18 protein-coding genes are annotated in these 19,859 nt (G+C 68.8%); 10 read left to right on the plus strand and 8 right to left on the minus strand.

The window, feature by feature from the left end; translation table 11 throughout:
* The first annotated feature begins 195 nt into the window (after window positions 1-195).
* The 4 genes from lanKC (at window position 196) to B0F77_RS27205 (ending at window position 6,440) form a co-directional block, all read left to right on the plus strand.
* Entirely contained in the window at window positions 196-2,760 is a 2,565-nt protein-coding gene (gene lanKC / locus B0F77_RS27190; protein WP_086665830.1) for a class III lanthionine synthetase LanKC, read from the plus strand.
* A 40-nt stretch (window positions 2,761-2,800) separates the two neighbouring features.
* Entirely contained in the window at window positions 2,801-2,962 is a 162-nt protein-coding gene (locus B0F77_RS27195; RefSeq protein ID WP_086665831.1) for a SapB/AmfS family lanthipeptide, read from the plus strand.
* Between the two features lie 143 nt (window positions 2,963-3,105).
* Window positions 3,106-4,722, plus strand: coding sequence for an ABC transporter ATP-binding protein (locus B0F77_RS27200; RefSeq protein ID WP_086665832.1), 1,617 nt, complete (start codon window positions 3,106-3,108; stop codon window positions 4,720-4,722).
* Complete coding sequence (locus B0F77_RS27205) at window positions 4,722-6,440, plus strand: ABC transporter ATP-binding protein (RefSeq protein ID WP_086665833.1); 1,719 nt, start codon at window positions 4,722-4,724, stop codon at window positions 6,438-6,440. The genes B0F77_RS27200 and B0F77_RS27205 overlap by 1 nt, the downstream gene beginning before the upstream one ends.
* Before the next feature lie 32 nt (window positions 6,441-6,472).
* On the opposite strand, the gene B0F77_RS27210 is transcribed toward B0F77_RS27205, so the two are convergent.
* Complete coding sequence (locus B0F77_RS27210; RefSeq protein WP_086665834.1) at window positions 6,473-6,976, minus strand: DUF3145 domain-containing protein; 504 nt, start codon at window positions 6,974-6,976, stop codon at window positions 6,473-6,475.
* A 199-nt stretch (window positions 6,977-7,175) separates the two neighbouring features.
* Window positions 7,176-8,516, minus strand: a complete 1,341-nt coding sequence (locus tag B0F77_RS27215) for a S8 family serine peptidase (protein WP_086665835.1) — start codon at window positions 8,514-8,516, stop codon at window positions 7,176-7,178.
* A gap of 143 nt (window positions 8,517-8,659) precedes the next feature.
* Between B0F77_RS27215 and B0F77_RS27220 the strand changes: the two genes are divergently transcribed.
* The 3 genes from B0F77_RS27220 to B0F77_RS27230 are packed head-to-tail and all read left to right on the plus strand — an operon-like array spanning window position 8,660 to window position 11,632.
* Window positions 8,660-9,898: a hypothetical protein gene (locus B0F77_RS27220; RefSeq protein ID WP_086665836.1), complete on the plus strand. Its 1,239-nt coding sequence runs from the start codon at window positions 8,660-8,662 to the stop codon at window positions 9,896-9,898.
* Window positions 9,899-9,910: 12 nt separating this feature from the next.
* Entirely contained in the window at window positions 9,911-10,270 is a 360-nt protein-coding gene (locus B0F77_RS27225; RefSeq protein WP_086665837.1) for a VOC family protein, read from the plus strand.
* A gap of 21 nt (window positions 10,271-10,291) precedes the next feature.
* Window positions 10,292-11,632: a dihydrolipoyl dehydrogenase family protein gene (locus tag B0F77_RS27230; RefSeq protein WP_086665838.1), complete on the plus strand. Its 1,341-nt coding sequence runs from the start codon at window positions 10,292-10,294 to the stop codon at window positions 11,630-11,632.
* Here the strand turns inward: B0F77_RS27230 and B0F77_RS27235 are convergent.
* The 3 genes from B0F77_RS27235 to B0F77_RS27245 form a co-directional block, all read right to left on the minus strand.
* Window positions 11,620-12,234: a TetR/AcrR family transcriptional regulator gene (locus tag B0F77_RS27235; protein WP_086665839.1), complete on the minus strand. Its 615-nt coding sequence runs from the start codon at window positions 12,232-12,234 to the stop codon at window positions 11,620-11,622. The genes B0F77_RS27230 and B0F77_RS27235 overlap by 13 nt on opposite strands.
* A gap of 94 nt (window positions 12,235-12,328) precedes the next feature.
* Window positions 12,329-12,547, minus strand: a complete 219-nt coding sequence (locus tag B0F77_RS49960; protein ID WP_086665840.1) for a DUF6343 family protein — start codon at window positions 12,545-12,547, stop codon at window positions 12,329-12,331.
* A gap of 1 nt (window position 12,548) precedes the next feature.
* Complete coding sequence (locus B0F77_RS27245; RefSeq protein WP_086665841.1) at window positions 12,549-13,151, minus strand: hypothetical protein; 603 nt, start codon at window positions 13,149-13,151, stop codon at window positions 12,549-12,551.
* A gap of 146 nt (window positions 13,152-13,297) precedes the next feature.
* On the opposite strand from B0F77_RS27245, the gene B0F77_RS27250 reads away from it, so the two are divergent.
* The 3 genes from B0F77_RS27250 to B0F77_RS27260 all read left to right on the plus strand — a co-directional run bounded on the left by B0F77_RS27250 (window position 13,298) and on the right by B0F77_RS27260 (window position 18,706).
* A complete protein-coding gene (locus B0F77_RS27250) occupies window positions 13,298-13,726 on the plus strand; it encodes a MarR family winged helix-turn-helix transcriptional regulator (protein WP_086665842.1) in 429 nt (142 codons plus the stop codon).
* A 92-nt stretch (window positions 13,727-13,818) separates the two neighbouring features.
* Window positions 13,819-16,086, plus strand: coding sequence for a HelD family protein (locus tag B0F77_RS27255; protein ID WP_086665843.1), 2,268 nt, complete (start codon window positions 13,819-13,821; stop codon window positions 16,084-16,086).
* A gap of 19 nt (window positions 16,087-16,105) precedes the next feature.
* Window positions 16,106-18,706, plus strand: a complete 2,601-nt coding sequence (locus tag B0F77_RS27260; protein ID WP_143466925.1) for an NACHT domain-containing protein — start codon at window positions 16,106-16,108, stop codon at window positions 18,704-18,706.
* Window positions 18,707-18,712: 6 nt separating this feature from the next.
* On the opposite strand, the gene crcB is transcribed toward B0F77_RS27260, so the two are convergent.
* From crcB to B0F77_RS27275, 3 genes are read right to left on the minus strand one after another with little or no spacing between them, the layout of a single operon-like run.
* Window positions 18,713-19,051, minus strand: coding sequence for a fluoride efflux transporter CrcB (crcB, locus tag B0F77_RS27265; protein ID WP_086665845.1), 339 nt, complete (start codon window positions 19,049-19,051; stop codon window positions 18,713-18,715).
* Window positions 19,048-19,422, minus strand: coding sequence for a fluoride efflux transporter FluC (locus B0F77_RS27270; protein WP_245848691.1), 375 nt, complete (start codon window positions 19,420-19,422; stop codon window positions 19,048-19,050). The genes crcB and B0F77_RS27270 overlap by 4 nt, the downstream gene beginning before the upstream one ends.
* Window positions 19,406-19,846 carry a MarR family winged helix-turn-helix transcriptional regulator gene (locus B0F77_RS27275; RefSeq protein WP_086665847.1) on the minus strand — a complete coding sequence of 147 codons (441 nt, stop codon included), beginning with the start codon at window positions 19,844-19,846 and terminating at the stop codon, window positions 19,406-19,408. Before B0F77_RS27275 ends, B0F77_RS27270 begins: the two co-directional genes overlap by 17 nt.
* Between the last annotated feature and the right edge of the window lie 13 nt (window positions 19,847-19,859).

Here is a 19,859-nt window from a genome sequence, read left to right on the forward strand (position 1 = left end):
ATCAGCAAACCTCGCAGCTGGGTGAGACGGCCCCAAACCTCATCACAACGAGTCACATACGCGCCGGTAACCATGCCTCATTCGGACACGAACGGGGTACCCATATACCTCAGATGGCGGATTGGCCATAGGCACCGAATTGTGCGGGAATATTCGGCGTCAAGGAAATCGCAAAACGGTTGAGGAGGGAATTCGGTGGACCTCAGATACGAGGCGTTCTGCTTCGCAGATCGACGGTTCTACGATCTGCAGAGCAGCACCGAAAGCGACCTCCCCGGCGACGACTTTTCGCGTGAGCTGCCCGAACTGCCCGCCGGCTGGGTGCAGGTCGAGCGCAATGTGTGGAGGCACCTCCACCCCCGCGGAGTCCAGTTGCCGAAGCAGGGCTGGAAGATTCACGTCTCCGCAGGTCTCGACAACGCCGGCCGGGTGCTCAAGGCCACGTTCGACTACTGCGTCGAACGCCGGATCCCGTTCAAGTACCTGCCGACGATCTCGATCGTGCTCGCCCGCAACTCGAAGTACGCACCCCGTGAGGGCAGCGGCAAGCTGATCACGATCTACCCGACGGGCACCGAGCAGCTCCAGCAGATCCTCACCGAGCTCGGCGCGACCCTCGACGGCGAGCACGGGGCCTACGTCCTCAGCGACCTGCGGTTCGGCAAGGGACCGCTGTACGTGCGCTACGGCGGGTTCTCCGAGCAGTGGCTCGAGGTCGACGGGCAGCAGGTGCTCGCGATCGAGGGGCCGGACGGCGAGCTCGTCGTGGACAAGCGCAAGCCGGTCTTCAGCGTGCCGGAGTGGGTCGAGCTGCCGGAGTTCCTGGCGCCGCACCTCGCCGAGCGCAACGCCGGCGATCCCGCCAAGTTCCCTTACCAGATCAAGAGTTCGCTGCACTTCTCCAACGGCGGCGGCGTCTATCTGGCCACGCGCAAGAGCGACGGCAAGGAGGTCGTGCTCAAGGAGGCGCGGCCGCACGCCGGGCTCGACCGCGAGGGCCGCGACGCCGTGGCGCGGCTGGAGCGCGAGTACGACATCCTCACCAGGCTCAAGGGCGTCAAGGGCGTGCCGGAGGTGTACGACCGCTTCATCGAGTGGGAGCACCTCTTCGTCGCGATGGAGTTCATGCCCGGCCGGTCGCTCGGGCAGTGGCTCGGCCACAACTACCCCTTGACGCACAAGGACACCGACGACGAGAAGCTCGCCGAGTACCGGGAGCGCGCGCTCGCTCTCGTCGGCAAGGTCGAGGACCTGGTCGAAAGGGTGCACGAGCGCGGGGTCGTGTTCGGCGACCTGCACACGCTCAACATCCTGGTCGACGAGGACGACGAGATCTCGCTGATCGACTTCGAGCTGTCGTCGACGATCGACGACGTGCACCGGCCCACGCTCGGCGCGCCCGGTTTCCAGGCGCCCAAGGACCGCGAGGGTTTCGAGATCGACGAGCACCCGCTCGCCGCGCTCAAGCTGTGGATCTTCCTGCCGCTCAACACGGTGCTGGAGCTCGCACCCGCGAAACTCCCCCAGCACGTCAAGGTCGTCCAGCAACGGTTCGGGCTCAGCGACGAGTACGGCCAGGCGATCATCGACGTGCTCACGCCGCGCGTCGACCCGCCGACGGACCCCGCGTTCACCCAGTTCGACGAGGAGAACCCGGACTGGACGGTCGTGCGCAAGGAGATCGCCACCGCGATCCTGCACAGCGCGACGCCACAACGGACGGACCGGCTGTTCCCCGGCGACATCGAGCAGTTCGAGGTCGGCGGCACGTGCTTCGGCTACGGCGCGGCAGGTGTGCTGCACGCACTCGACGTCAGCGGTGAAGGCCGCTACCCCGAGCACGAGGACTGGCTGATCAAGGCCGTGCGGAAGGATCCGCCGAAGCAGGCGGGGTTCTTCGTCGGCGCACACGGCATCGCGCACGTGCTGGAGAACTTCGGCCATCACGACCTCGCGACCGAACTCGTCGAGAGCTACGCGGCGCTGGTCCCCGCCACGCAGGACCACGGGCTGAGCGCGGGGCTGTCCGGCATCGGGCTCAACCTGCTGCACTTCGCGGACACCCGCCAGGACGACGGCTTCGCGATCAAGGCCGAGGTGCTCGCCGAACGGCTCGCGAAGCAGCTGGCCGGCGATCCCGGACCAGGTGACAAGGCGAAGGCCGGTCTGCTGCACGGCTGGTCCGGACCCGCGTTGTTCTTCCTGCGGATGTTCGAGCACACCACCGAACGGCGCTGGCTCGAGCTCGCGGAGCAGGCGCTCGAACGCGATCTGGCCGAGACGATGGTGGCGCTGGACGGCTCGCTTCAGGTGCGGGACGGCACGTTCCGAAGCCTGCCGTACGTCGGCATCGGCGGTGCGGGCATCGCGTTGGCGCTCACCGAGTTCGCGAACATCGCACCTGAACGCCCGTGCGTAGAGAAGCTGCCCGAACTGCTCAGCGGCTGCACCGGCGAGTTCGTCATCCAGCCCGCGTTCACGCTGGGCAGGGCCGGTCTGATGGCCACGCTCGCTCACGCGACGCGGTACCGGCCGGACGAACGGCTCGAAGGCTCGGTGCGGATGCACCTGCGGGCACTCGGCTGGCACGCCGTGCGCTTCGGTGCCGGGATCGCGTTCCCCGGCGTCCAGCTGCGCCGGCTCTCGATGGACCTCAACACCGGCGGCGCGGGCGTTCTGCTCGCCATAGCGTCCACTGTGGACGGCCGCCCACCACTGCCCTTCCTGGGCTCACGAACGCCGGTCCTCACCGACCGGTAGCAGTAAACACAGTTCGATCCCTCGAAATTAGGAGATTGTCATGGGCTTCATCCTTGACATGCAGGACCTCGAGACCCCCGAGGCGCCGAGCAACGCGATGGCGTCGGGTGGCGGCGGCGGTGGCGGTGGCTCCACGACCGCGTCGAACGCGTCGCTGCTGCTCCCCTGCTCGCACAGCACCGTCAGCCTGCTGGCCTGCTGACACACGCCTCAACTGAACCACCGCGGTGAGTGAGCGGCATAGGCGAAGTATGCCGCTCACCCGCCAACTGCAGGGCCCGGCAGCCGGCCAGCTGTCGGGCCCTCGCTCATGATGCGCCCTCATGACCTCCGGAGGAACAGCCGATGGCCAAACCCGGTGACGCCCTGCTGTTCTCCCTCGTACGGCGAGACGTGCGCCCGTGGCTGTTGCTGCTCAACGCCGCGGTGGCCACCACGGCCGGTCTGCTGCTCCCCACCGCTCTCGCCAACGCCGTCGACATGGCGTTGAGCGGAACGTTCGTGCTGGTGACCGTCCTGTGGCTGCTCCTGCTCGCGGCCACCGAGATCGTCGGCGACGCGATCGGCATCGTGCTCGCCGCGAGCATCACCGCCCGCGCCACCGCGTGGCTGCGCAAACGGCTCTCCCGCCACCTCCTCGCACTCGGTCACCCGCCGCGGTTCGCCGCCGGTGACGCGGTGAGCCGGCTGACCGGCGACTGCGGCAACGCGGGCAGTGTCGTGGTCACCGTGATGTCCCTGATCATCGCCGCGGTGTCCTCGGTCGGCTCGGTCGTGGCGCTGGCGTTGCTGGACTGGCGGTTGGCAGCGGTGTTCGCGGTCAGCGTGCCGCTGGCGATGCTCCTCGTCCGCTCGCACATGCAGCTCACCGCCGACGACGTGCTGGCCTATCAGGAGGTCTCCGGCGAGATCTCGGCCCGCCTGGTCGACGCCGTGGCCGGCCGGCACACGATCGCCGCGGCGGGCATCGCCGACCGCGAGTCCGGCCGGGTGTTGCAGCCGCTGCCCCGTCTCGCCGCGGCGGGCGGCGGCATGTGGCGCACCCAGGCGAAGATGATGTGGCGCGCGGGACTCCTGCTGCCGGCCGTGGAACTGGCCGTGCTCATCGCGGCCGGTTTCGGCATTCTCCAGGGCAGGCTGACCGCCGGTGACGTGCTCGCCGCCCTCGGGTACACCGCGCTCGGCATGGGCATCGTCGGGCAGATCCCGCAGCTCACCGCGCTGGAACGCACCCGAGCGTCGGCCACCCGGATCGCGGAGGTCCTCGACACCCCGCCGGTGCGCCGCCCGGCTCCCAAGTCCTCCGACGGGAGCATCGAACTCAGGAACGTGAGCATCAACGGCGCGTTGCACGACGTGAGCCTCACGATCCCCGAAGGCGCGTTCGCCGCGGTCGTCGGCAGCTCCGGAGCGGGCAAGTCGACGCTGGCCGCGGTGCTCGGCGGACTGTCCGTTGTGGACGAAGGCGAGGTCGCGCGGGACGGCCAGGTCGGTTATGCCTTCGAACGTCCCGCGCTGCTGGGCACGACGATCGGTCGTTCGATCGGCTATGGAACGGACGCGGACGAGATCCAGGTGCGCGACGCCGCTGTGGCCGCCCAGGTGCACGACGCGCTGATCCGCCTGCCACAGGGCTACGAAACCCCGCTTTCCGATGCGCCGCTGTCCGGCGGTGAGGCACAACGGATCGGCTTGGCGCGCGCGATCGTGCGGGATCCGGAAGTCCTCGTGCTCGACGACGCCACCGCGAGTCTGGACACGGTGACCGAGGCCAAAGTGGACAAGGCGCTCACGACCGCGCTGCCCGGCCGCACCAGGGTCGTGGTGACGCACCGCCCCGCCACGGCAGCACGGGCCGATGTCGTGGTGTGGTTGGAGAACGGCCGGCTCAGAGGCACCGGCACCCACGCCGAACTGTGGGACGACGAGGACTACCGCGCTGTGTTCACCGGGGGCGAGTGATGCGTTTCTACCTCTCCACGCTGGCCGGGCACCGCAGAGGTGTCCTCGTCCTGCTCGGCTGGTCGATGCTCGAAGGCGTACCGGCGTTCTTCGGCGGCAAGCTCGTCGGCACGGCCGTCGACAAGGGCTTCGCCGCGGGAAACCCGCTGGCCGGTGTGCTGTGGCTGCTCGCGTTCGCCGCGCTCGCGGTGCTGGGAGCGCTCGGCCAGCGGCAGGTGTTCGCCCGGCTCGGCGATGTCGTCGAACCCATGCGCGACGCCCTGGTCACACGGGTCGTCAAGGGTGTCCTGAACGACCCGACGCACCGCAGGACCCCGGATGCCAGCGCGGTCGCCATGATCACCCGGCACGTCGAGGTGGTCCGCGACGCCACGGCCGGTGTGCTCGTTCAGGCTCGTGCCCTTCTGGTCACCACGGTCGCCGCGCTGATCGGTCTCGCGACGACGGCCGCCGCGCTGATCTGGTTGGTCGTGCTCCCGATCGTGGCCGCGCTGGTGCTTTTCGGGCTCATGCTTCCGTCACTGGCGAAACGCCAGCGCGACGCCGTGATGGCCGACGAACGCACCGCGGAAGCGTCCGGCGCGGTGCTCACCGGCCTGCGAGACGTCGCCGCCTGCAACGCCTCCGACGAGGCTTACCAGGACATCGCCACGCAGATCGACCAGCAGGCCGGCGCCACGGTCACCGTCGCCTGGGCGAACTCGTTGCGCGCCACGGTGATCGCGATCGGCGGCTTCGCGCCGATCGTGCTGCTCGTGGCGTTCGCTCCCCCGCTGGTCGCGTCCGGCCAGCTCACCGCCGGCGCGGCGCTGGCCGCCGTCGTCTACCTGACCAACAGCGTGAACCCCGCGCTGCACGGCCTCGCGCGCACGACCAGCACCGTCGTCATGCGTCTCATGGTTGCGCTCAAACGACTTCAGGAAGCTGCACCGCGGACGCGCACGGAAGTCGGCACGGAAGTCCCGTCCAACGGCGAGTTCGTGCTGCGTGACGTCACTTTCGGCTGGAGCCCGGACGCGGAACCGGTGCTGCGCGGCCTGTCACTGGACCTGCGCCCCGGCGACCACCTGGCCGTGGTCGGACCGTCCGGCATCGGCAAGTCCACAATGGCCAGTCTGCTCACCGGCCTGATGCCGCCCGACAACGGCCGCGTGCTGTTCGGCGGCGCCCCCGTGGACCGGGTGACGCCGACCGTCAGGCACCACGCGATCGCGCTGATTCCGCAGGAGACGTACCTCTTCACCGGCACCGTGCGGGAAAATCTCACCCTGCTCGCGCCGTGGGTCACCGACGAAGATCTCGTCGACGCGGTGAAGAAGGTTGGCGCCAAACCACTTCTGGACCGCCTCGGCGGCCTGGACGCCGCGCTCGGTCACGCCGGCGAAGGACTTTCCGCTGGTGAGGCCCAACTTCTCGCGCTCGCGCGGGTCTACGTCACGTCCGCGAGCGTCGTGATCCTCGACGAGGCGACCTCACACCTGGACCCGGCCGCGGAAGCGCGGGTCGAACGGGCTTTCGCGGAACGGGAAGGAGTTCTCGTGGTGATCGCGCACCGGTTGAGCTCGGCCCTGCGGGCGAACCGCGTGCTGGTCATGGACGGCGGCAAGCCGTTGCTGGGCACCCACGAGAACCTGCTGAAGACCTCGCCGCTCTACGGACAGCTCATGCTGGCCTGGGATCCCACCCACCACGAGGAAACCCCGCTGCCCAAACGGTGAGCGCGGGGTCCACTCCGGACTAAACGATCCAGTTAGCCGACACGGTGCAGCCAGGTGACCGGTGCGCCATCGCCCGCCCGGCGGAACGGTTCCAGCGCGTCGTCCCACGCGGCGCCGAGCAGCTCGTCCACACCGTGCGCGAACGACTCCCCGCCACGGGATCTGACCGCGAGCGCGCGGAGCTGGTCCTCGTTGACCACGATGTCACCGTTGGCCGATGTCCGGGCGTGCCACAGTCCCAGAACCGGCGCGAAGCAGAAACGTTCGCCGTCCTGACCAGGTGACGCTTCCTCGGTCACCTCGAAGCGAAGCATTGGCCACGCGCGCAGCGCAGCCACGAGTTTCGCGCCGGTACCGGCGTCTCCGGTCCACGCGCATTCAGCGCGCAACTGGCCTGGTGCCGCGGGTTGCGCTGCCCACCTGAGGTCCACTCTGACACCGAGGGTGCCCGAGATAGCCCACTCGACGTGCGGACAGACCGCAGACGGCGACGAGTGGACGTAGACCACGCCACTGGTGCTGCCACGGGTGCTCACTGCTGACCTCCGCTACTCGACGAGGGACGTCTTCCCCTACGCCTTTGCCGAGTGAGGTGATCTCCGTGGAACCCGTTCGCTGCATTCTGCCTCGACTTGAGCCATGTCCGCCATAAGAACCAGCTCGATCATCACCCGACCGGGGCAGATACAGGCCTTAAGTCCCGATCTCCCCGGCCGAGCGATGCGCGATCGTGATCTACAGAGCGTTTACCGCGGCGACGACGTCGACCAGACCCGTTCCCTTGTCGAACGACGAGGTGAGGGGCCCGACCGGCTGGTAGCCGGTGCCGTACTTGTGGGCCGTCGACTTGAGCGCGCGCTCGACGTCGGCGGGCGTCGCGGAAGGCTTGGCCTGGAACAGCTGTGCGACGATGCCGGCGATGTGCGGTGCCGCCATCGAAGTGCCGCTGATGGTGTTGAAGGTCCCCAGGTCGAGCAGTCCGGGACCGTTCTGCGGGTCCAGCCCGGTCGCGCAGATCGGCAGGTACAGGCGGCAGGACGAGGTGATGTTCTCGCCGGGCGCGGAGATGTCCGGCCACGTCGCGGAGTCCGTGGCGAGACCGCGTGACGAGAAGTCCGACAGCACGCCGTCACGGGTGCCGGTGCCCTGGTCGTTGTAGGAGGCCACCGAGATCACGCCGGGCGTCGGGTCGATGCCGGGCGGGTTCGACAGGTTCGCCGAGCCGTCACCGCCGTCGTTGCCGTTCGCCCACACCACGACGACTCCTTCGGCCACGAGCCGGCGCTGCAGCTTGACGGTCACCGACTCGGGGTCGAACGCACCGCCGCCGGACGGACCGTAGGAGTTGTTGATCACCTTGATCGGCGGGCAGGTCGACGCGGGGACACCGGCGCCGCACGGAGCGTTGTGGTTCTCCAGCACCCAGTTGAGCGCGGCGTCCGCGCCGAGGATGAGGATCGCCGCACCGGTGGAGATCACGACGCCCTTCGCGCCCGGCGCCGCGCCGTGGATCACCGGTCCGCCGGTGGTCTGCACGTCGCCGCCGATCGCGATGCCGGTGACGTGGGTGCCGTGGCCGCCCAGCGACGTGGTGTCGGTGTCGAGGGAGTTCGGCACCGGCACGATGCAGCTGGAGTCCGACGCCCCGTCGAGGCACAGGCTCTTGAGGTTGCGGACGATCCGGCCGCCGAACGACGGGTGCGTCGGGTCGACGCCGGAGTCGATCACCGCGACCGACACGCCCGCGCCGGTCAGCCCGAGGCTGTTGCGGGCGTCCAGGCCGCGGGTGGCGGTGTGCGAGGTCGAACCGAGGAACTTGATCGGTTTCTGGACCTCGACGCGCGTCACTCCCGCCTTGGCCCTGGCGGACGAGATCCGCGCGGAGTCACCCCGCGCGGCGACCACGCCGATCTTGCGGAAACTGGTCAGCTTCTGCAGACCAGCGGCCTCCACCGCCTGTTCGGCGGCGGCGATGTCGGTTCCGTGGACGTAGACCGTGGAGGTCGGTGCGGCCGTCGCGACAGGGGATGAGGCGGCCACGAGCAGTACGGCGAACAGGGCGGCGCGTTTGTACATGGACCCTCCGTGAACTTAGGCAGGCAATCCATCTAACGAGTGATCCACTTATAGGTGACGGGCGTCACGCAACGTCTCGACTGGCTGCATCGGCTCGACCCCGGACCGCTACCGTGTCCCCCCGTGCGGAAAGGTAGGGACTCGTGCGGCTGATCCGTCTGGGCGCTGAACCTTCGGCCATTGGGGCGGACGTTCGTGCCGCCCTCACGGCGTGCGGCGCGGGTACCCAAGCTCTGGGGGGCGTCGCGCTGATCGGCGTGCAGCCACCCGACTGCCCCCTGCCGCTCGACGCGATCGTCGTGCTGCCCAAGGGTGTTCTGGTGATCGTCGGGGTCGACCTGCCCGACCCGGCGGTGAAGCTGGAGGCGCCGCTCGGCGGCCAGTGGAAGATCGACGGCTGGCCGCTCGTCAGCCAGGACGGCGCGCCGAACCCCGCGGCCGAGGCCGTGGCGGCGGCGACCGCGGTGGCGCAGCGGATCCAGGCCATGCGCGCCGAGCCGTTGCCGGTCAGCACGGTCGTGGCGGTCGGCCCGTTCGTGAGCCAGGTCGTCCAGCCGACCGTCGACCTCAACCGCGGTATCCGCGTGCTGCACCCCAAACCGTCCACTGTGCTCACCGCGGCACGTGAGCTCGCGACGTCGACGGTGCCCTGCACGGCCGACCACGCGGTGAAGCTCCTCGCGATCCTGCAGACCACCGGCACACCACCGGACGCGCGGTCCCTGCTCACCGAGGGCTTCAGCGACGCGGTCTCCCCCGATCTCGCGTCCGCGCACACGATGCTGATCCCCAAGGTCCAGGCCGGGCCACTGATCACGCGCAAACGCTTGCCGCAAACCAGGACGCTGGCGATCCTCGGCGCCGTCGGGATCATCGCGCTGGTCCTGCTGGTGTGGCTGACCACCCTGTTGTCCGGCGGCGACGACCACGCGAACGGGGCGACGCCGACACCGACGGTGCCGCAGCCGACGACGGTGGTCGTGGACGGCACGACGTTCGTGCCGAAGGAGACGAAGAAGGACAAGGACTGCCAGGCACAGGCGTTCGGGGACGTCAAGGCGTGGCTGATCGCGAACGAGTGCGGGGAGATGCTGCGCGCCACCTACGAGACGACGGTGCAGAACAAGCCGGCGACCGTGCTGGTGGCGGACCTGGACCTGCTCGACTCACCGAGCGCGAAGGCGTTGTTCTCGGTCGTCAGCCTGCCGGGTTCCGGCGGTGTGCACGGGCCCGACGGCAAACCGCTGCAGAACGCGGCGTTCGCGAGCGGCGTGAAGGGCAGCCACGTACAACTGGCGTTCGTGATCTGGTCCGGCGGCGCGGGCGACCAGTCCCTTGACCCGATCGCCAAGCAGGCGTTGCGGCTGCCCGCCACCCGGTAGAGGGTGGAGGGCATGGTCGGACAACTTCGCTCTGTCGTGCTCGACTGCCCTGATCCGTCTGCGCTGGCGTCGTTCTACGAGAAACTGCTCGGCGCCGAGCGCCTGGCCGGCGGTGACGACACCTGGCAGGTGATCGTCGCGAACGGCACCCGCGTCGCGTTCCAGCTCGCCCCTGAGTACCAACCGCCGACGTTCCCCGATCCGCACGGCTCGCAGCAGTTCCACCTCGACGTGCTGGTCGAGGACATCGAGGAAGCCGAACCTCGGGCGTTGGAGATCGGCGCACGGTTGGTGCAGAAGGACAACGACGACACGTTCCGGGTCTACGCGGATCCCGTCGGGCACCCGTTCTGCTTGGTGTGGCTTTCCTGATCCAGGCCTAGGGTGGCGGCCATGGACTTCGACGTCATCGTCATCGGTGGTGGCCCTGTTGGTGAGAACGTGGCCTGGCGGACGGCGGCAGGTGGCCTGTCCACCGCCATGATCGAGAAAGAGCTGGTCGGCGGCGAGTGCTCGTACTGGGCGTGCATGCCGTCGAAGGCGCTGCTGCGGCCCGGTCACGCGCTCGCGGCCGCCCAGCGCGTCCAGGGCGTGAACGCGGGTTCGCTGGACCCGAAGGAAGTGCTCGCGCGGCGCACCGGCTTCACCGCCAACTGGGACGACTCCGGCCAGGTCAAGTGGGCCGAGTCGGAGAACATCCACGTCATCCGCGGTGACGGCGAGGTGACCGGCGAGCGCGAGGTCACCGTCGGCGGTGAGGTGCACCGGGCGCGTCAGGCCGTCGTGGTGTGCACCGGCAGCGTGCCGAAGATGCCCCCGCTGGACGGCATCGCCGACACTCCCGTGTGGACTTCGCGGGAGGCCACGTCAGCGCGTGAGGTGCCGGACTCGCTGGTGGTGCTGGGTGGCGGCGTGGTCGGTGTCGAGATGGCGCAGGCGTGGGCGCGGCTCGGGTCGAAGGTGACGCTGGTCGTGTCCGGCGACCGGCCGTTGCCGCGGCTGGAGGAGTTCGTCGGGCCGCTGGTCGTCGAGGGCCTTCAGGCCGACGGCGTCGAGGTGCTGCTGGGCGCCCGTGCGGCGGCTGTCGCGCCGGGCGCGCTGACGTTGCAGGACGGCCGGGTGGTGAAGGGCTCGGAGATCCTCGTCGCCACCGGACGTGTGCCGGCGACCAAGGACCGCAAGCCGCTGACCATCGACGACTCCGGCCTGGTGTCCGGTGTGGACGGACGCTGGCTGTACGCGGCCGGTGACGTCACCGGGCGTGCGTTGCTGACGCACCAGGGCAAGTACCAGGCCCGCGCGGTCGGCACGGCGATCCTGGAGCGGTCGCGCGGGTTCGAGCCCAAGCAGTGGTCGGCCGGTCAGGCGTGGGCGGACCACGTGGCCGTGCCGCAGGTCGTGTTCACCGACCCCGAGGTCGCGTTCGTCGGGCACACCGCCGAGGAGGCGCGGGCGGCCGGGCGGGAGATCAAGGTGGTCGACCTCGACATCGCGGTCGCCGGCTCGTCGCTGCACGCGGACGGGTACAAGGGCAGGACGCGGATGGTCGTGGACGAACGCACGCGGACGCTGGTCGGCGTCACGTTCGTCGGTCAGGACGTGGCCGAGCTGCTGCACTCGGCGACCGTCGCGATCGTCGGAGAGGTCACCGTGGACCGGTTGTGGCACGCGGTGCCCTCGTACCCGACGATCAGCGAGGTCTGGCTGCGGATGCTCGAGGCCTACGGCTTGTGAGGCGCTTCCAGCACTGACCCGAGCATGCCGGCGAGAAGTTCGTTCGCCGTGCCGACCACGTACGCGCGGTCGTCCTCGTCGACTCGTTCGGCGAGCTTGAACAGCGCGTCCGCGGTCTGCACGGCGATCCGGAAGGTCAGCGTCACCGGGGCGTCGCCGTGCGAGCCGAACCGGTCGACGAACATCTCCGCCAGCCGTTCGGCCATGAGCTCGTACTGGTCAACGCTGGAGTCGAGCCGGTGGCTGTCCAGCATGTCGCTGAACCGCACCCGCCCGAAGCCGGGCACGTCGGTCAGCATCCTCAGGTAGACGCTGACGACCTGCGTCATGGCCTCGTGCCACGTGTCCGCGATCAGGTCACCGGCGAACAGCTCCTCGACCTCGCGGAGATAGGTCTCCATCCCACGCAGCGCAAGAGCGTGCACAACGGATCTTTTGTCCGGGAAGTACTGATAGAAGGAACCAATGGGCACTCCGGCCACATCGACGATGCGCGCCGTGGTGATGTCGTCATAGTCGTATTCGTTCAGCAGGCTCGCACAAGCGTCCAGGATCGCGGAGACAGTAGCCGCGCCACGCTGTTGCACCGGCTGTCGACGCATCACCCTGGCTAATCTGCCTTTGGCCGGGTCTTCATGCACGCGAACATCTTTATCCATACAAGCCGATATGCCCAAGCACAGGTTCCTGACAGGTTCAGCCCGGGTCGCCACGGCGTTTGCGATGAACTACCCAACCGAAGTCCACAACGCAGATGACGGCGAGTAGCAAAAGAACGACTCCAAGCCAGACGAGGTCAGCTCGCAGTGCCAGCCACCCGGCGACCGAGTTGAAGACCAGCCCGAACCCGGCGAGCCACAACCGCAGTGTCAGAGCACTTCGCGGAGGCGCCGGGGGTGGCAGGTAGTCGCTCATCTCATCCGGTTTCCCGCAGCAGCGGCGCGTCAACCCGCCTGAGCGGCCGTGGCGGTTTCGTCACATAGGGCCGGACGAGACGCGTCAGGGCCAGACCAGGAGCGATCAGGGGGACCACGGCGGTCAGCACGGCGGCGGTGACACCGGCTCTCACGACGTCCTTGGGCATGACGGCGACGCGGTCGACGACGAACGCGCGGCGGCCGGTGAGCGACACGGCGGCAAGGATGACCAAGAACACGACCATGCTGAGCATCGCCCGCTGGACCGCGTGCTCGTAGCCGGCCGCTTCTCCCGCCACGAGCACCGCGAACCAGCCGGCGAGCGCGGGCAACTGGCCCTGCTCGGTGGTGGCGGCCCAGCTCAGACCACCGATCGTGGCGAGCCAGACGAGGACGTCGACGCGTTCCCGCGCCCAGGCGGACGCCGAGCCGAGGGGAATGCCGGTCCAGGCGAGCACGCCGAGCGGAGTGAGGGGGTCCTCGGCGAGCTGGCCGAGCACCCACGCGAGGGTCCACGCGGAGAGCGGGACCGCGACGACGAGCTGCCACCTGGGCCGGCGCACCACGCAACGGGCGAGCCGGACGATCTCCGCACGCGTCATACCCCCACCATGCCGGGTCCAGGTGGTTTGTGGAGAAACGTCACCCCAACGCTCACCCGCTCGGCGCTCGCCAGGAGTACTTCCGGGGGAGTTCATCACGCAGCGCTATCCACGATCGGGGGACAGATCTTTTCTATGCTGAGTACATGAGCATTGATCAGCTTCTGCATCTGCCCAGCTACCTGATGCACCAGCTGGTCAGGGAAGCCCGCAGGCTCTCACGCAACGGCCTGCGCGGACCTCACGTGACGGTCCTGGCGTTCCTGGCGGAGCAGGAGGCGGTGGCGCAGAAACGGATCAGCGACGCCGTGCGGATGGACCCGAGCGACCTCGTGTCGGTGCTCGACGATCTCGAACGGCGCGGGTTCGCCCAGCGCAGACGGGACGACCGGGACCGCAGGCGGTTCACCGTGGCGATCACCGACGCGGGCAGGCAGGCCTTGCGCGACCGCCTGGACGCGGCTCGGGCACAGGAGGAGGAGTTGCTGGCGCCGTTGACGACGCAGGAGCGCGTTGAACTCACCACACTGCTGCGGAAGGCGTACCTGCATCACGCTGATATGCGTGTAGATTAGACAGTCTGCGCTCACACGGGACGGGGTGCGGGCAGGAATGTATGGCCGAGAATTGAGATTCGACGCCGTATTGTATCGAGAAATGAGGCAAGTTGTCAAGCCCCTCCGATGACCTCCGGCTCGCCGAAATGGAGCCGGAGCAGGAATACGTGGCCATGTTGTACGGCCGGCTCGACGACCTCCGCGAACAGACGTCGAAACGACTCGCACAATCGTTGCGACAAACTGGCGGCACGCACCAGATGCGGTCCGAGCGAGACACCTCCGTCGCCATGTACACGGATCAATTGGCTCAGTACAGCGCGGTGGAGAACGGCCTGGCGTTCGGCCGGCTCGATTTTCACAACGGTGACCGCTTCTACATCGGCCGAATCGGTCTCTTCGACGAGGACAAGGAATACGAGCCGCTGCTGATGGACTGGCGCGCACCCGCCGCCAGGCCGTTCTACCTCGCCACCGCGGCCTCGCCCGACGGCGTGCGGCGGCGCCGGCACCTGCGGACGCGCTCCCGCAAGGTGATCGGCCTCGACGACGAGGTGCTCGACATCAACTCGGTCGACGTGACCCGCAGCGAGTCGCTGACCGGTGAGGCGACACTGCTCGCCGCGTTGAACGAGTCGCGCACCGGCCAGATGAGCGACATCGTCGCGACGATCCAGGCCGAGCAGGACGTCATCATCCGGTCCGAGCTCAACGGCGTCGTCGTCGTGCAGGGTGGTCCGGGCACCGGCAAGACCGCGGTGGCCCTGCACCGCGCTGCATACCTGTTGTACACACACCGTCGACAGCTGGCGAAACGCGGTGTGCTCGTGGTCGGCCCGAACACGACGTTCCTGCGATACATCAGTCAGGTCCTGCCGTCGCTGGGCGAGACCGGCGTGCTGCTGTCCACCGTCGGTGAGCTCTACCCCAACCTGACGGCGACCGGCCGGGAGTCCGCGGCCGCCGCCGCGATCAAGGGCCGGATCGAGATGGCGGACGTGATCGCCGCGGCCGTGCGCGACCGCCAGGAAGCGCCGCCGTTCGTCGAGATCCGCTTCGACAACGACGTGCTGCGCCTGGACCGCCGGGCGATCGCCGACGCGCGGGGCAGGGCGCGCCGGACGCGCCGCCCGCACAACGAGGCCCGCCGCACGTTCGCCCGCGAGATCATCTCGACGCTGTCCGGCATGGTCGCCAACCGACTGGGTGGGCACCTGCTCGACAAGGCGGACATGGACGACATCCGCCGCGAGCTGCGCGAGTCCGGGGAGGTGCAGGCCGCGATCTCGTCGCTGTGGCCGGTGCTGACGCCGTTCTCGCTGCTCTCGGAGCTGTACGCGAACCCGAAGCGCCGCAACCGCGCGATGTCGAAGTTCACTCGCGAGGAACGCGATCTGCTGCAGCGCGTGGGCGACGACTGGACGCCCGCGGACGTGCCGTTGCTGGACGAGGCCGCCGAACTGCTCGGCGAGGACGACACCGAGGCCAAGGCCCGCGCCGAACGCCAGCGCCGCCAGGCCATCGAGTACGCCCAGGGCGTGCTCGACATCCTCGACCTCGAGGACGACGCGGACCCGGACATCCTGATGGCCACGGACCTGATGGACGCCTACCGCCTGGCCGAGCGCCACGGCGTGGACCGCTACGAGACCGCGGCGGAACGCGCCGCCGCCGACCGCACGTGGACGTTCGGCCACATCATCGTGGACGAGGCCCAGGAGCTGTCGGCGATGGCGTGGCGCACGCTGATGCGCCGCTGTCCCAGCAAGTCCATGACGGTCGTGGGCGACATCGCGCAGACCGGTGACATCGGCGGCGCCACGTCGTGGGGATCGGTGCTGTCCCCCTACGTGCAGAACCGCTGGCGCCTCACCGAGCTCTCGGTCAACTACCGCACGCCCGCCGAGATCATGGAGGTGGCCGCGGACGTGCTCGCCTCGGTCGACTCCGCGCTGGTGCCGCCGACGTCCGTGCGCGAAACCGGTGTGCCGCCGTGGGTCTCGTCGGTGTCGTCGTTCGCCGCCGAGGTCCCCGCGCTGATCTCCGGCGAAGTCGCCGCGGTCGGTGACGGCAAGGTGGCGGTGATCGTGCCGGCCGCGCTGCTGTCGTCGGTGGGCGCGGCCGTGGTCGCCGGGGTGCCGGGGGCGTCCCTGGGCAACGACCTGGAAGAGGCCCAGGTCGTGGTGCTCGGCGTGACCGACGCGAAGGGCCTGGAGTTCGACTCCGTGGTCGTGGTCGACCCGGACGGAATCCTGGAGGAGTCCCCGCGCGGCGCGTCGGACCTCTACGTCGCGCTGACCCGGGCCACACAACGACTCGGCGTCGTGCACACCGGAACGCTGCCCGATGTGCTATCCCGGCTGAAGGACGTTTCGTAACGAACGTTTGGAGGCCTGGGTGGCGAGCCTGGACGCGGCGGTCGGCCGCATCGTCGTGTCCGTCAGCAACCAGCTCGCCCCCAGGCTCTCCCAGCTCGTTCCTCCACCGCCGGACCTCGACCCGGTCCTGTCGGGCTACCTGGAGTCGCCGGACTTCGCCGAGGTGGCCCGCCAGGTCGTGCTGTGGCGGGCGATGCGGGGCATCCCGGACGCCGAGCTCGCCGCGGACCTGCGCGAACAGATCGTCCAGGGCCTGCGCCTGGCCGGTGCGTCGGCCGATCCCAAGGGCCTGTTCGAGGCGTTGGTCTCCGTTGAGCCGTTGCACGCCAACGATCTGGACACCCCGACCGCGGTCGGCGTCGCGCACCTGGCCAGTGCCGTCAAGAACAACACCCTCGTGCTGCGGCGAGCACCGTCGTTGGCGGACTTCCACTCCTACGCGGCGCAGCTGCGTGCGCGTATCGCGGCCATGCACGGCGAGATGCGATTACCCCACATCGGCGTCAGCCGCTCCGTGCCGTACGACGAGCTGTACGTGCGCCCGACCCTCTCACCCGACCTCGCCGTCTCGTCCCTGACCTCACCCGGCCGCCGGACGGTGCTGCTCGGCGACCCCGGCGCCGGAAAGTCCACGCTGGCCGGCAAACTCACCCACGACATCGCCCTGGACGCGGCCGGGCGGGTCCCGTTCCTGTTGGTGCTGCGCGACTTCACCACCTCGTTCCGCACCGGCGGCCGCGAACTGCTGAAGTACTTCGAACACATCTGCAGCGACCCGTACAACCTCCCTCCCCCACGCGACGCCGTGGAATACCTGCTGCGCAACGGCCGCGCGGTCGTCGTGCTCGACGGCCTGGACGAGCTCGTCCAACCCGAACTGCGCCGCCGAGTCGTCCGCCTCGTCGAGGGCTTCGCCCACCAGTACCCGCTGACCCCGATCGTCGTGACGGCCCGCAAGGTCGGCTACGCGGAAGCACCGTTGAGCTCGACACTCTTCACGGTGGGCACCGTCGACGAGTTCGACTCCGGCCAGGTGGTCGACTACGTCACCCGCTGGTTCGCCCTGGACGCCGCGACACCGGTGCACGAACGGGCCCGGCTCGCCGAGGCGTTCCTGAGCGAGAGCACCGAGATCGAGGAGCTCCGCCGCAACCCGTTGCTGCTGGCCCTGTTGTGCGCCATGTACTCCAGCGAGCACTACCTGCCGCGCAACCTCGCCCAGGTCTACGAGCGTTGCGCGGTGATGCTCTTCGACCGCTGGGACTCCATGCGCGGCATCACCCTGCCCGTCCAGTTCCAGGGCCGGCTGCGCGCCGCCGTCCAACACCTCGCCTGGTACCTCTTCAACGGCCCGGAACCGGGCGGTGCGTTGCCCCGCAGCCGAATCGTCCGCCTGCTGACCAACTACCTCGTCACGAAGTCCTTCGACCCCGACGAGGCCGAGGCCGCCGCCGAACGCTTCACCGAGTTCTGCACCGGCCGCGCCTGGATCCTGACCGACGTGGGCGCCAACGCGCTCGAGCCGTTGTTCGGCTTCACCCACCGCACCTTCATGGAGTACTTCGCCGCCGAACACCTGGTCCGCAAACAAACCACGGCTTCCGCACTGTGGTCAGCTCTGCGGTCCCACGTGAACGAGGGCACGTGGGACGTCGTCTGCCGCGTCGCTCTGCAGTTGCACGACCGCAACGTCGACGACGGCGCCGACGACGTGCTCTCGCAGGCGATCCACGACGGCGAACTGGAGTTCGCCGCCCGCGCCCTCGGCTACCTGACACCTCGGCCGGACATCGTGCGCGGCATCGCGATCGCCTCCCTCCGCCAGGCGGTCGCCGCTCCTCTCGAAAGCCGGGCCTCCTACTCCGCGTTCAACTTCACCCTCGTCGAGGACCTCGCTCTGGAGAGCTGCCTGAAGGCCGGCCTGCCCGCCAATCGCGACAGCGTCCGCCAGGCGGTGACCGAGGACGCCGCCCGGCTGTACGACGAGCGCAACCCGGAAATCCCCGTACTCGTCCGCGGCCTGCTCGGATGCCTGGGCGTCGACGCGGAGCTGCGCTCGGAACTGCACGACATCTACTGGCGCGCACCCGACGGCGACTCGCTCCGGGCGCCGTGGCTGCGCGACATGGACGACCTCACCGACCTGACCACGCTCGTGACGCTCCGGGGCACCCGCTCGCTCTTCGAACACTTCTCGTTCCTCGGCGAGATCATCCCGGCACCGGTCACGACCCTGCTCTCGCCGGACAGCACCAGATCCGTCAACCAAGCCGAAGCACGCCGGCTGGCCACCCAGATGACCAGGTCGAAGCAGGCGTGGATTTCCTACAACGACTGGATTCTCCACCACGACCTGGCGCTGCCCCTGCGACTCGCACCGCGCGGCGAGCTGTGTCCCGACCTCGAGTTCCTGCTGTGCCTGCCCTACCTCGAGGCCTACGTCGACTTCGGCTTCACCCTGCCGTTCGAGGCGACATCGGGGCTTCACGAGCTGACCGAGTGCCGCCGTGAGGAGTTCCACCGCGAGGCCTACCCGTGGAGGCCGCCGGACGGCATGTCTGCGGAAGTGGCGGACCTGCTCAGCCTGTGGACCACCAGGGACTTCAACGTCTTCGAATAGGAGTGTTCACCGTGCCAGAGCAAGGCCCACCGCAGCAGCCCCCACTCCCAGCGCCACGCTGACCACGACGTTCAGCAGTGCCGCCCGATATTTCTCCGCTTCCAACAACTTCACCGTCTCGTAGCTGAACGTCGAATAAGTCGTGAGCCCGCCGCAGAAGCCGACCCCGAGCAGCGGCATCCAGGACGTCCCAACGAGAAACCCGATGAGGAAGCACCCGACGACGTTCACCGTCAAAGTGCCCCAGGGAAAATCGGACTCGTGCCGCGACTGCACGAACCGGTCCAGCAGGTACCGGCAAGGAGCCCCGAGCGCAGCCCCGAAGAACACCGCGAGAACCGTCACCGAGTCACCCGCACTCCGAGAAACGCCGCCACCACAGCACAGACCGGCGTGACGAACAACGCCCAGGACGACGACGCCGCCGCGTACGACGAGAAGGTCGTGAAGCCGCCCAGCAACCCGACCCCGAAGAACGCTCGTACCAACGGCCGAGGCACCAGCCCCATCAGCACGCCGATCAAGAACGACCCCAGCACGTTGATGGCGAACAGCCCCCACGGGCCGGGCACGAAAACAGACAACCCGTAGCGCGCCACGCCACCGAGCCCGCCGCCCAACGACACCAAGACCACGAACGGCAGGTGGAGTTCGGTGCGTTGGGCTGGGACGTGCAGGTCGACGTCGGGGTCGACCGGATCAGGTTGGTTCGGCAAGGTGCTCAACCAGGTGGTCCAAGGCCTTCAGCGCACGCACCACGTCCTCGCGCTCGGACGCCTCCAGCTTGCTCAACGCGGCGCCGATGCGCTTCTCGTGTTCGCGCTGCCAGACGAGGAGCTGTTCGTGTCCACGGGGTGAGACGGATAGCCGCGCTACCCGTCTGTCCTTGGGGTCTCCGCCGCGGACGACGAGGCCCGAATCGATCAGTTGGGACACCAGCCCGGACACCGTGTTGGGGGCGAGACGAAGGACCCCGGCAAGATCGCCGACCTTCATCGGCGGGCGTTCTGCGAGCGTCTGCAGCAGCTCTACCTGCGCCATCGGCAGGGATTCCCACGGCCAGTCCGCCCGGATGCTCGTCCGCAGCGCCCGGCGCAGGCGAGTGACGACGTCGGTGAGCGTGCGGGCTTCGTCTGACATGCGGAAATCTTAC

The organism is Lentzea kentuckyensis, from assembly GCF_002150765.1.
Classification (GTDB): Bacteria; Actinomycetota; Actinomycetes; order Mycobacteriales; family Pseudonocardiaceae; genus Lentzea; species Lentzea kentuckyensis.